The following is an 11,235-nucleotide window of genomic DNA, read 5'->3' on the forward strand; positions in this document are numbered from 1 at the left end:
CTCTCCTGTCGAGGTCCTCGCGTCCGCCTAGCGGATCCCGGAGTGTCCCCTCCGACAGGGACATCGCCATGGCGTTGACGGTGAAGTCGCGTCGTTGCAAGTCCTCGGCGAGTTGGTCCGGTGACGAGAGCTGGGTCACCTCGACCTTGCCCAGCTTGTTGTGAAAGAGGAAATAGATGTTGGGAGTGCTCTTCGACTCGACCAGCCTGAAACCGAGGGGAGTGAGTTCTGAAGGAGGAGCTATCGCGACGAGATCTACATCCTGGCACTCCACACCCAGGAGGACGTCCCGCACCATCCCCCCGACCAGGAAAAGCCGGCCGTGCAGCCGCTCGGGGAACAGAGTTTTGAGTGTCTCGATCACCCGATCCATTTAAACACCTCAAGCTATTGACTGGGATGAGCACGATGAAGGGATGAACACACGATGAAGCGATGGCGGCGGCAGTCCCCATGCCGACAATTGCGCCCCCACGTCCCCCCATTGTCAAAGAAGGAAAGGAAGATTAGCTTTTATCGTCCCCCGATCATCCTTTCAAGCGATTCACTGAGCTATTAGACCGGGGTGAAAATGGTAAAGGAACGACAGCGTCATATCCCATACCGACAATGGCGCCCCTCGCGTCCCCCCCTTGAGAAAGGGGGGACAGGGGGGATTTGCCTTTATCGGAACTGACTCTATTCTTTTATTCTCTCCAGGAGCGCCACGTCCTCCACATGAATCGTCTGCGGGAACATGTCGACCGGCTGCACCTCCAGCGTGCGGTACCCGAGCCGTGAAAGGATGTCGAGGTCCCTGGAAAGGGTCTCAGGCGAGCACGATACGTAGATAATGCGGGGAGGCTTGATGGCCGCCACGCTCCGCAGCACCTTCTCCTCGCATCCCTTCCTCGGCGGGTTCAGCACGATCAGGTCTGCGCCGCCTTCCTCGCCGATCTCGTCCAGGAGATGCGCGGCATCGCCTGCCTCAAACGTGCAGTTGTCCGCCTTATTCAAAGCCGCATTCTGCGTGGCATCGGCAACCGCCGCCTCGACGAACTCGATGCCGACCACTTCCTTGGCCTTGTCCGCAAGATAAAGGGAGATGCCGCCGATGCCGCAGTAGACGTCGATGACCCGCTCGGTTCCTTGCAACGCGGCCAATTCGCGCACCTTCTCGTAGATGATACCTGCGGCGCCGGCATTGACCTGGAAGAAGGAGTGAGGGGAGAGGTTGAAGATCTTGTCCCCCACGAACGCCCTAAGCGTCTGCGCCTTGGTGATGGAGCGGTCCTTGTGCCCGAAGATGACGTTGCCGGTCGAGTTGTTGATGTTCTGGGCGACGACGTCGACCTCCGGGACCTCCTGCTGGATGTACTTGGCCAGATGGTGCATCTCGTTGTAGCCCTGCTCGGTGGTGACCAGGACCACCATCACGCGGTCGCTCGGTTCCGCGACGCGGACTACCAGGTAACGCAAGAGGCCCATCTCGCTCTTGGGGTTGTAGATCTGCACCTTCCCCTTCTTGATCCCCGCCTTTGCCACCTTGACCACCTTGTTGATGAGCGGGTGGTGGAGCGCGCAATCCTCGATCTCCAGGACGTCGTGGGTGTTGCGCCGGTAGAGCCCGATCACCGGATCCGAGTGCTTCCCGGCAACAACCAGCTTGGCGGTATTGCGGTAGTGCAGCTGTTTGGGGGAGGCGATGGTGTCGTGGATCTTCACCTCGCCCAGAGACGGGTACTTCCGTATCTCCCTGGCCACCAGGTTTTTCTTCCACGCGAGCTGGGCCGGATAGCGCATCTGCATCAAGGCGCAGCCGTCACAGCCCCTCAGCCGGCAGGCGGGCGACAGCTCACGGTCCGGAGAGACCTTAATACACTTGAGGGCGTTCGCGAAGGTCTCCCTGCGGCCGACGTAGGTGACCCTGGCCACCAGTACTTCGCCCGGCAGTCCGCCTGCAACCAGCACGCGCGTCCCTTCGTGGATGGCAACGCCGAACCCTTCGTCATTCGTGGAGGTGATATTGACCTGAACGGTCTGCCCGCAGTGCAGGCTCGGTTTGGTCGCTGCCGGCTTCGGGCGCTCGCCCCCCGACGGTTTCCGCTGCAGTGACGCCTGCCGATCCTTCGTGGGCGCGGCGGAGCGTGCCCCCCTTGTCTCCTGGACAACACCGCCTACAGCGGCCTTTGGCCCGCGTGCGTGGGTGGGAGTAGCCTGCTTCGGTGATGCGGATGACTTTGGACCGGCGGGTTTGAAGCGATCTTTGGGAGGCCGGTCATTCGGCGCGGCCTTGGATGCAGCGTCGACGAAGTGGTGTGATTTTCTGGTAGGTCTTTCAATTTTATTTTTCATCCTTCTTACTTAAAGGGAAAAGAGATTCCTGTCAATGCCGTAATCCGTGGCAACTCCAACGCTTGCGCCACATTTGTGGAAGGGTAGACTTTAGCCTGTCAAATGCCGAGGCGCCTGCATGGCATCGGCATCCAACTCAACCTCCGCGGGGGCGTTGCGACAGGGAGGTTGAGGGGAGGATCGAAGAGATGGAGAGAACGAAGTCAGACAATGAGAAGTTCTGCCACGAATGCGGTGAGATCATCAGGGCGAAAGCGGAAATATGCCCGAAGTGCGGTGTCCGCCAACCCTACCTTGGAGGAGAGCTGAGCGGCGAACTGCGGGATCTCGGGGCGATGATCGGACAGGGGCAACCGCGCTCAAGAGTAACAGCGGGCGTTCTGGCCATCCTGTTGGGCGGCTTCGGGATCCACAAGTTTTACATGGGCAAGCCGATACTGGGGCTCATTTACCTGGCTTTGGTCTGGACGTTCATCCCCGCCATAGTCGGCATAATCGAAGGGGTCATCTTCCTTACCATGAGTGATGAAGTCTTCAATCAAAGGTACGCCGGGCCGGCATGGCGTACCCAGTAGTCTCTCCCCAACCGGTTTCCCCGGACGTCCTACATGACAATCAATGCGGAGGCGCCATGAAAATATCCACCATCAGGATGTCGATAGTAATCTTGCTGTTCGTGGCTTCATCACCGCTCGAAGGGAAGGAGGTAAGAAAGATGACAGAGATGAAACTCAGCAGCCCCGAATTCAGCAACGGCAAATCGATTCCTGGCAAATACAGCTGTGACGGCAACGATATCAGCCCTCCATTGGTGATAGAAGGTGTCCCCAAGGAAGCTAAATCCCTGGCAATGATCATGGACGACCCTGATGCGCCAGCCGGACTATGGGTGCACTGGGTGCTGTGGGACATCGATCCTGCCACTAAAGAGATCGCGCCGGGGAAAGTACCTCCGGGAGCACACCAGGGAGTCAACAGCTGGAAGCGCAGCGACTATGGCGGTCCATGCCCCCCTTCAGGAACCCACCGCTACTTTTTCCGGCTCTATGCACTAAGTGACCGCCTCACCCTGCCAACCGGAGCGAACAGGAAGGATCTCGACCACGCCATGCACGGAAAGATCATCGCCCAGTGCGAACTGATGGGCGTCTATAGCCGGAACCGGTGAGCTGGACTCCGGTCACTCCATGTCTATGGTTTTGCCGATCATTCCTTGATTTTCGGGGCTGATTTAGCTACTATGTCCCGCTATGAGAAAATTAACCAAGCAGATCAAGATAGGAAACATAGCTGTCGGCGGCGGAGCCCCTTGCGCCGTCCAGTCCATGTGTTCAACCGATACCAGGGATGTGGCGGCGACCTTGGCCCAGATCGGGCGTCTTGCCGAGGTAGGGTGCGAAATCATCCGTTGCGCCGTTCCCGATATGGATGCGGCCCTCGCTCTTGCCGGCATCAAGGCCGGCAGTCCCATGCCGCTCATCGCTGACATCCATTTCGATTACAAGCTGGCGCTGAAGGCGCTGGAGTCCGGCGTCGACGGGCTGCGGCTGAATCCCGGCAACATCGGTGAGCGCTGGAAAGTCGCCGAAGTAGTGAAAGCCGCGGCCGAGCGCCAGATCCCCATCCGCATCGGGGTAAACGGCGGGTCTCTCGAAAAGGAACTGCTGGTGAAGTACGGCCACCCCACCCCGGAGGCCATGGTCGAATCGGCACTGGGCCACGTGCGGATACTGGAAGATCTCGGCTATGACCAGATCAAGGTCTCCATCAAGGTCTCAGATGTCGTCCGCACGCTGGAAGCGTATAGGCTCCTTTCCGAGGCCATAGACTATCCCCTTCATATCGGCGTAACCGAGGCAGGCACCGTCTTCTCCGGGACCATCAAGTCCTCCGTCGGGCTCGGAATCCTGCTGCACCAGGGGATCGGCGACACCATGCGCGTCTCCCTCACCGGCGATCCGGTCGACGAGGTCCGCGTCGCCTACGACATCCTCAAATCCCTGGGGCTCAGGAGGCGCGGCATCAACTTCGTATCCTGCCCCACCTGCGGGCGCTGCCAAATCGACCTCATCCCCGTGGCGGAAGAAGTGGAGCGCAGGCTCGGCTACCTGGACAAGAACATAACCGTAGCCGTGATGGGCTGTGCCGTCAACGGCCCGGGAGAAGCCCGCGAAGCCGACTTCGGCATAGCCGGCGGCAAAGGCGAAGGACTCCTGTTCAAGAGCGGCGAGATCATCAGAAAAGTCCCCGAAAAGGAAATGGCAGACGCCTTGATCCAGGAAGTAATCCGCTCCACAGAAAAATAAAGACACGAAGTCCCCCCCGCATGCTAGCGATGAAGAAGCCGGACACGCCCCCACCTTGTCAAAGGGGGGGCAGGGGGGCTTTGTTTAACAACAAAAACGGGGATGGTGCGAACCGAGTCATGCGGAATGAAGATTGTGGTTAGATCCCGCCTTTTCCGATTTTGATCCCGCGCTAAGATAGCTTTTTAAATCCATAAACAAGAGGGCATGAGACCGATGCGTTATTCCCAGTACTTTATCCCGACCGTCAAGGAGACACCCTCCGATGCGGAGGTCATCTCCCACAAGCTTATGCTGCGCGCCGGCATGATCAGGAAACTCGCCGCCGGCATCTACAACTACCTCCCGCTCGGGCTGCGCTCGATCCGGAAGGTGGAGCAGATCGTCCGGGAGGAGATGAACCGCGCCGGAGCCATCGAACTGCTGATGCCCGCGGTGCAGCCGGCCGAACTCTGGAAGGAATCGGGGCGCTGGGACTTCTACGGGAAAGAGCTCCTCCGGTTCAATGACAGGAAAGACGCCGAGTTCTGCATGGGGCCCACCCACGAGGAGGTCATCACCGACCTCATCCGCAAGGAAATCAGGAGCTATCGGCAGATGCCGATCAACCTGTACCAGATCCAGGGCAAGTTCCGCGACGAGATCCGCCCGCGCTTCGGCCTGATGCGCGGCCGCGAGTTCATCATGAAGGACGCCTACTCCTTCGACGTCAACGAGGCTGCCGGCGATACTTCATACGCCAAGATGTACAAGGCCTACCGGCGGATCTTCGAGCGCTGCGGGCTGAACTTCCGCGCAGTCGAGGCCGACACCGGCACCATCGGCGGAACCTCGTCGCATGAGTTCATGGTGCTGGCGGATTCCGGTGAGGATGCCATCGTTTCCTGCTCCGCCTGCGAGTACGCGGCGAACATGGAAAAGGCCGAGGCCCGCAAGGCCGACACCACCGAGCACGCCGATCCGCGTCCCCTTGAAAGGGTGACCACGCCGGGCCAAAAGAGCGTCGAGGAGGTCGCCACCTTCCTTGGCGTCAATACTCGCCAGATCGTGAAGACCCTGGTACTCCTTGCTGACGAGGAGCCGGTAGTGGCGCTTCTGCGCGGCGACTACGACCTGAACGAGATCAAGCTGAAAAACCACCTCGGCTGCGCAGAGCTGGAACTTGCCGGCGACGACGTCGTTGTCAAGGTCACCGGAGCGCCGACCGGCTATGCCGGCCCCGTCGGTCTGCCGGTGAAGGCAAAGGTGATAGCCGACCTCTCCCTGCAGGGGATGCGCAATTTCGTGACCGGCGCCAACGCGGGCGATACCCACCTCAAGAACGTCAACCTTGAGCGCGACTTCACCGTCACCGAATTCGTCGACATCAGGAACGTCGTTGTCGGCGATGCCTGCCCGCGCTGCGAGAGCGGGAAGCTGGAGATCTGGCGCGGCATTGAAGTCGGCCACGTCTTCAAGCTCGGCACCAAGTACTCCAAGGCCCTCCATGCGGCCTATCTCGACGCCGACGGAAAAGAGCAGATCATCTTCATGGGATGCTACGGCATCGGGATCGGGCGCACCGTCGCGGCCTGCATCGAGCAGAACCATGACGAGAACGGCATCATCTTCCCGCTCCCCATAGCCCCCTTCCACTGCATCGTCTCGGCACTAAGCGCCAAGGATGACAGCGTGAAAGACGCATCCGAGGCGATCTACCAGGAACTGTTGGAGGCGGGCATAGACGTGCTGCTGGACGACCGTGACGAGCGCCCGGGCTTCAAGTTCAAAGATGCCGATCTGATCGGTATCCCGTTGAGAATAGTCGTCGGCGCCAAGAACCTGGTCGATGGCAAAGTCGAGCTGAAAGAGAGACGGAGCGGAGAGGTAGAAGTTCTCCCGATAGCCGAAGCCGTTGCCAAAGTAAAAGCCGCCGTCAAAGAGGCACTGCAGGCTTAGGCAGAAAACCTTCTGCCACGGAGACACGGAGAAAGTCTGAGAAGACTGAATCTTTAAGACGAAAGGCAGAGACTTCAGGAAAACCTAAGACCTTCTGCCACGGAGGCACGGAGAAAATCTGAGAATGCTAAACCTTTAAGAGCAAGGGGCAGAGACACCAGAGAAGAGCTTGAAGCCTGGTACTAAAAAACAAGAATTTGGTTTGTTTTTCTCAGAAGTTCTCCGTGTCTCCGTGGCAAATGGTTCTAAAGCTCTTCCTGTGTAAATGCCACCACTTCATCGATACTGTCAGCATCAAGAAGTACCATGACCAGCCGGTCGAGCCCGAGAGCGATCCCGGCCGATTCAGGCATGCCGGCGAGGGCGGTGAGGAATTTCTCCGCCACGGGGTAGGCGGCTTTCCCCAGCGATGCCCGCTCCGCTGCCTCAGCTTCGAACCTCCTTCTCTGCTCAACGGGGTCGGTCAACTCGGAGAAAGCATTGGCAATCTCCAGCCCGCCGATGTAGAGCTCGAATCTTTCGGCAACTGTCGGGTCTTCCCTCTTCAACCTCGCGAGGGCCCCGCAGCAGGCAGGATAATCGTAGATGAAGGTGGGACGTGACAGGCCCAACTGCGGCTCGATCCGCTCCACCATGAGCTCGTCAAAGAGACCTTTCTCCAGCGCAACCTCGACCGTCGTGTCGGCATACCTGCGGAATGCCTCGGCCACCGATACCCGCTCCCACGGCGTCGACAGGTCGATATCCAGACCACGGTAGCGGATCCGCACCGCCGCGGCCGCGGCCGAAACCAGCTCCTCGGTCTCCTCCATCAAAAACCGGTAATCCGCTCCCGACCGGTACCATTCAAGCATGGTGAACTCGCTCAGGTGCCGCACGCCGCGCTCGCCCTCCCGCCAGCAGCGGCAGAGCTGGAAGATCCGCTCGTACCCGGCCGCCAGCATCCGTTTCATGCACAGTTCCGGAGAGGTTTGCAGGAACCACCCAGCCGAGGGGATGGCCTCGATCTGGGCCTCGGGTGCGGGCGCAGGAACGCGAAAAGGGGTCTCGACCTCGAGATACCCCTTTTCCTGAAAATGATTCCTGATCCTGCTGAGGATGGCGGCCCTCTCCATCAGCGCGCTGCGCCGCCTGGAGAGGGTCCAGTTTCCGCTCATTGTTACCCCTTGACCCTGGTGGAGTACTCGCCGGTGCGGGTGTCGATGGTGATCAGCTCGCCTTCCTCGATGAAGGGCGGAACGCGCAGCACGTAGCCGGTCTCGACGGTGGCCGGCTTGGAATCGCTGCCGGAGGTGTCGCCTTTGACCCAGGGGTCGGTCTGGGTTACGCGGAGGTTGACGAAGTTCGGGACATCGACGCCGATCGCTTTCTCCCTGAAGAGAAGCACGTCGACCGGGAGGTTGTCGATCAGGTAGTTCTTGGCGTCGCCCATGGCATCTTCACTGACGTGGACCTGCTCGTAGGTCGTGTTGTCCATGAAGCAGTAGTGATCGTCCTCTTTGTAGAGGTACTGCATCTTGCGATCCTCGAGGTGGGCCGGTTCGAAGGTCTCACCGGAACGGTAGGTCCTCTCCAGCGTGGAACCGGTCATCATGTTCTTCATCTTCGTGCGGTAGAGCGCCTGCCCCTTGCCCGGTTTCGCGAAGTCGAAATGGGTGATGATGTACGGCTCGTTGTCGATGGTGATCTTCAGTCCTTTTCTCAGATCGGCTGCGGTATACATTGGCTTTTCCTTCTCTTGACGTTGAAATGTTAAAAATTATAAATGTTTAGCCCGGTCGCGAGGCACGCGCAGCTGTACCTGTTCTGGTCCATGTTGTCCGTGATGATAGAGCTGACACGCGGATCTCGGGGGAGGGCTGGATTTACGCCGGTGACAATCGTGGAGGGCTACTTGGCGCGATAGGTGATGCGGCCGCGGCTGAGGTCGTAGGGGGAAAGTTCCACCGTGACCTTGTCTCCGGGCAGTATCTTGATGAAGAACTTCCTCATTTTGCCGGAGATGTGCGCCAGCACCATGTGGTCGTTTTCCAGCTTAACCTTGAACATCGCGTTGGGAAGCGGCTCGATGACCGTTCCTTCTACTTCGATTGCTTCTTCCTTGCTCATTTTCACTCCTGGCCTTTATTGGCTTCTTTTCAACAATCTGTGAGTTTACAAATATATCCGCAAAAAAGCAAGCCGCTTTTCGCTTTTCTTGTCACGAATCATCACTATTTACACAATACCCATAACATGCTAAAAATATCACGATTTTTCAAAGAGGTACGTGTCCGTATGAAAAACTTGATCAGGGAGATCCCGCTGGATAACGGGCTCACCCTTCGATTCTTCGATGCCACCCGCCGTTATTTCGGCGACTATCACCAGGTCCGCGTGGAAATCAGCTGCGAAGTCCCGCTCACCGTCGATCTCTTCGACGATGCCGGCGCCTGGGAGGCTGCCGTGAAGGTTCTGGGGGACAAGGTGCAGTACCTAAAACAGGTGGAGCAACAAGGTGTTGCGACGGAGGCCGTTCCCGGCGTCGTCGAGGAGGTGATCCGGCACTTCGGGGATCACTCCCTTTGCTACTTCCAGTCTTCGGCGTTCCCTAAGAAGCTCGTCCACTCGGAACTCAATCGCCTCAAAGGCAAGAGAATGGGCTTCGTGGGGCTTTGCCATGGCTGAGACTTCGGTCGCCATCGAAAAATTGTGCTACGGCGGATCCGGTTTCGGCCGGGTCGAGGGCAAGGCCTGCTTCGTCCCCCTGACCGCCCCCGGCGATACGGCACGGATCCGGATCGTGAAGGAGAAACGCTCCTACCTGGAGGGGGAAGTGCTCGAGCTCGAGTCGCCCTCGCCGCTCAGGGTGACCCCTCCATGCCCCGCCTTCGGATCCTGCGGCGGGTGCAACTGGCAGCACCTCCCATACGCCGAGCAGCTAAAGCAGAAGGGGGAGATCTACACCGAGTCCCTGCGCCGAATCGGCAAGGTCGAGAGCGATTCCATCCTGCCGGTGATCGGCTCGCCCGATTGCTACGGCTACCGCTCCAGGATCCAGCTCAAGGTCTCCCGTAAAAACGGCGCCACCTTGCTGGGCTTTTTCAGGACCGGTTCGCATGACGTGATCGAAGTCCCAGCGGGGTGCGCAATAGCGGATCCCTTGCTCAATCGCATGACTGCCGAAATCCGCCCCCTCCTTGCCCGCCTTCCCGAACCGGATGCCATCCACCAGGTAGATCTGTCGATCGGTGACAATGCCGAGGGTATTGCGGTCCTCCACTTCTCCGGAAAGAGGGGCCAGCAGCTGATCGAGCGGCTGCGGGGGGCGCGGGCTGAACTTCCCTCCATCTCCGGCCTCTTTGTCAGAAACGGCAAGGCTCAGCCTGAGCCGGTCTTCGGAATCGATTCCCTGGGCTACACCGTTCCCGCAGGCTTCTTGCCCGACTCGCCAGAGGTGAAGCTTCGCTTCAGCAGGGGTGGCTTCTCCCAGGTCAACTACGCGCAGAACCTGGAACTGATCCGCACCGTGTGGCAGTGGGGCGGCTTCTCGGGTAAAGAGCGGGTACTCGATCTGTACTGCGGTAACGGCAACATCTCCATTCCCATCGCGCCTTACGTAGCGGAGTTGGTCGGCGTCGAAGGGTTTGCTCCCTCCATCGAAGATGCCGTAGCCAATGCGGCCGCCAACGGCGTCGGAAACGCCACCTTCCTGGTAAGTGACGCGTCCCTCGCCGTGCGGAGATTCGCCAAGGGGGGCGAGCGCTTCGACGTGGCGATCCTCGATCCCCCGCGAGGCGGGGCCGAAGGGGCCGCCGAGATTGCCGGGCTTTCACCTGAGAAGATCATCTATGTTTCCTGCGATCCCGCGACCCTTTCCCGGGACCTCGCCGCCCTCTGCGACAAGGGGTACCGGGTGACCCGCTCGCAGCCGGTCGACATGTTCCCCCAGACCTACCATCTGGAGAGCGTGACCGAGCTTACACGCATTTGATCATTCGTCTTTGACGTTTCACCCATCCTGACTACCCTGGAGATTTCATGTTATTTGGACTTTTCAAGAAGGAGAAGGACCACCGGCACTACCTCGGCAAGGCACTGAAACACCTGGCGGCCGAACGCTACGCCGATGCACGCGTTGAATTCCTCGAAGCCCGGAAATTGTGTCCCGCCGATGCCGCACAGGACGAAGAAGAGATCCGTAAAGGTTTAGGCAACGCGGGAGACCGCCTTGGCGAGCTGAACATTCACGAGGGGAGGCATTGCGTGAACAGCGGCGAGCTGCAAAAGGCCTACGACCACTTCACCCTGGCCTGCGAGCTTGCCTTTGACGAAAGCATAAAAGCCGCCGCGCGGGAAGGACTGCGGCAGCTGCAGGAGGAGCCGGCAGCGAAACCTGCACCCAAAGCCGCTCATCACAAACACGGCGGCAGTTCGTGCGGATCGTGCAAGGACGGCGGTCATCAGCAGCAACTCGACGAGGACGATATGCTCGAGCCCGACCTGAGCGAGGAGGAGCGTTTCTCATTATTGGTCCAGCCCCTCCCGGGCGACCTGCCGAATCGCTACCTGACCCTTGGACCCGAGTTCGGGAAGGCCTACCTCCTCATCCACGACGGCAATGATGCCGCTGCCTTTCCTATCTTGCAGCAATTGCTGCGAAATAGTGAAAGCGACA

The 11,235-nt window shown here is 59.3% G+C and carries 11 protein-coding genes and 1 pseudogene; 7 read left to right on the top strand and 5 right to left on the bottom strand.

Going from position 1 to position 11,235, the window contains the following annotated elements:
• On the bottom strand, nt 1-373 hold a 373-nt coding region (locus tag AC11W3_RS02690), incomplete at its 3' end, for a nucleotidyltransferase family protein (protein WP_484092437.1).
• A 305-nt stretch (nt 374-678) separates the two neighbouring features.
• Nucleotides 679-2,334 carry a 23S rRNA (uracil(1939)-C(5))-methyltransferase RlmD gene (gene rlmD / locus AC11W3_RS02695; protein WP_484089885.1) on the bottom strand — a complete coding sequence of 552 codons (1,656 nt, stop codon included), beginning with the start codon at nt 2,332-2,334 and terminating at the stop codon, nt 679-681.
• Nucleotides 2,335-2,522: 188 nt separating this feature from the next.
• Here rlmD (AC11W3_RS02695) and AC11W3_RS02700 point away from each other — a divergent pair, with 188 nt between their 5' ends.
• The 4 genes from AC11W3_RS02700 (at nt 2,523) to AC11W3_RS02715 (ending at nt 6,578) form a co-directional block, all read left to right on the top strand.
• Nucleotides 2,523-2,909: a zinc-ribbon domain and TM2 domain-containing protein gene (locus AC11W3_RS02700; protein ID WP_484089886.1), complete on the top strand. Its 387-nt coding sequence runs from the start codon at nt 2,523-2,525 to the stop codon at nt 2,907-2,909.
• A gap of 56 nt (nt 2,910-2,965) precedes the next feature.
• Nucleotides 2,966-3,502 carry a YbhB/YbcL family Raf kinase inhibitor-like protein gene (locus tag AC11W3_RS02705; protein WP_484089887.1) on the top strand — a complete coding sequence of 179 codons (537 nt, stop codon included), beginning with the start codon at nt 2,966-2,968 and terminating at the stop codon, nt 3,500-3,502.
• An 82-nt stretch (nt 3,503-3,584) separates the two neighbouring features.
• Nucleotides 3,585-4,640 carry a flavodoxin-dependent (E)-4-hydroxy-3-methylbut-2-enyl-diphosphate synthase gene (ispG, locus tag AC11W3_RS02710; protein ID WP_484089888.1) on the top strand — a complete coding sequence of 352 codons (1,056 nt, stop codon included), beginning with the start codon at nt 3,585-3,587 and terminating at the stop codon, nt 4,638-4,640.
• Between the two features lie 216 nt (nt 4,641-4,856).
• Nucleotides 4,857-6,578 (top strand): proline--tRNA ligase, encoded by a 1,722-nt coding sequence (locus AC11W3_RS02715; protein ID WP_484089894.1) that lies wholly within the window; start codon nt 4,857-4,859, stop codon nt 6,576-6,578.
• A gap of 245 nt (nt 6,579-6,823) precedes the next feature.
• Here AC11W3_RS02715 and epmA read toward each other — a convergent pair whose 3' ends face one another.
• From epmA to infA, 3 genes are all read right to left on the bottom strand, one after another.
• A complete protein-coding gene (gene epmA / locus AC11W3_RS02720) occupies nt 6,824-7,735 on the bottom strand; it encodes an EF-P lysine aminoacylase EpmA (RefSeq protein WP_484089430.1) in 912 nt (303 codons plus the stop codon).
• Between the two features lie 2 nt (nt 7,736-7,737).
• Nucleotides 7,738-8,301: an elongation factor P gene (efp, locus tag AC11W3_RS02725; protein ID WP_484089431.1), complete on the bottom strand. Its 564-nt coding sequence runs from the start codon at nt 8,299-8,301 to the stop codon at nt 7,738-7,740.
• 167 nt (nt 8,302-8,468) lie between these two features.
• Nucleotides 8,469-8,687 carry a translation initiation factor IF-1 gene (gene infA, locus AC11W3_RS02730; protein WP_012530490.1) on the bottom strand — a complete coding sequence of 73 codons (219 nt, stop codon included), beginning with the start codon at nt 8,685-8,687 and terminating at the stop codon, nt 8,469-8,471.
• A 168-nt stretch (nt 8,688-8,855) separates the two neighbouring features.
• On the opposite strand from infA, the gene AC11W3_RS02735 reads away from it, so the two are divergent.
• The 3 genes and pseudogenes from AC11W3_RS02735 to AC11W3_RS02745 form a co-directional block, all read left to right on the top strand.
• Nucleotides 8,856-9,245, top strand: a complete 390-nt coding sequence (locus AC11W3_RS02735) for a hypothetical protein (protein WP_484089432.1) — start codon at nt 8,856-8,858, stop codon at nt 9,243-9,245.
• A complete protein-coding gene (gene rlmD / locus AC11W3_RS02740) occupies nt 9,238-10,551 on the top strand; it encodes a 23S rRNA (uracil(1939)-C(5))-methyltransferase RlmD (protein WP_484092438.1) in 1,314 nt (437 codons plus the stop codon). The genes AC11W3_RS02735 and rlmD (AC11W3_RS02740) overlap by 8 nt, the downstream gene beginning before the upstream one ends.
• A gap of 47 nt (nt 10,552-10,598) precedes the next feature.
• Nucleotides 10,599-11,235, top strand: a pseudogene (locus AC11W3_RS02745) (tetratricopeptide repeat protein); the annotation flags it as partial.

The organism is Geomonas sp. (assembly GCF_056994735.1).

What these genes read in the sequence shown, in the direction of transcription:
- rlmD (WP_484089885.1), bottom strand. Translation starts at nt 2,334, where the DNA reads ATGAAAAATAAAATTGAAAGACCTACCAGAAAATCACACCACTTCGTC.
- AC11W3_RS02700 (WP_484089886.1), top strand. Translation starts at nt 2,523, where the DNA reads ATGGAGAGAACGAAGTCAGACAATGAGAAGTTCTGCCACGAATGCGGT.
- AC11W3_RS02705 (WP_484089887.1), top strand. Translation starts at nt 2,966, where the DNA reads ATGAAAATATCCACCATCAGGATGTCGATAGTAATCTTGCTGTTCGTG.
- ispG (WP_484089888.1), top strand. Translation starts at nt 3,585, where the DNA reads ATGAGAAAATTAACCAAGCAGATCAAGATAGGAAACATAGCTGTCGGC.
- AC11W3_RS02715 (WP_484089894.1), top strand. Translation starts at nt 4,857, where the DNA reads ATGCGTTATTCCCAGTACTTTATCCCGACCGTCAAGGAGACACCCTCC.
- epmA (WP_484089430.1), bottom strand. Translation starts at nt 7,735, where the DNA reads ATGAGCGGAAACTGGACCCTCTCCAGGCGGCGCAGCGCGCTGATGGAG.
- efp (WP_484089431.1), bottom strand. Translation starts at nt 8,301, where the DNA reads ATGTATACCGCAGCCGATCTGAGAAAAGGACTGAAGATCACCATCGAC.
- infA (WP_012530490.1), bottom strand. Translation starts at nt 8,687, where the DNA reads ATGAGCAAGGAAGAAGCAATCGAAGTAGAAGGAACGGTCATCGAGCCG.
- AC11W3_RS02735 (WP_484089432.1), top strand. Translation starts at nt 8,856, where the DNA reads ATGAAAAACTTGATCAGGGAGATCCCGCTGGATAACGGGCTCACCCTT.
- rlmD (WP_484092438.1), top strand. Translation starts at nt 9,238, where the DNA reads ATGGCTGAGACTTCGGTCGCCATCGAAAAATTGTGCTACGGCGGATCC.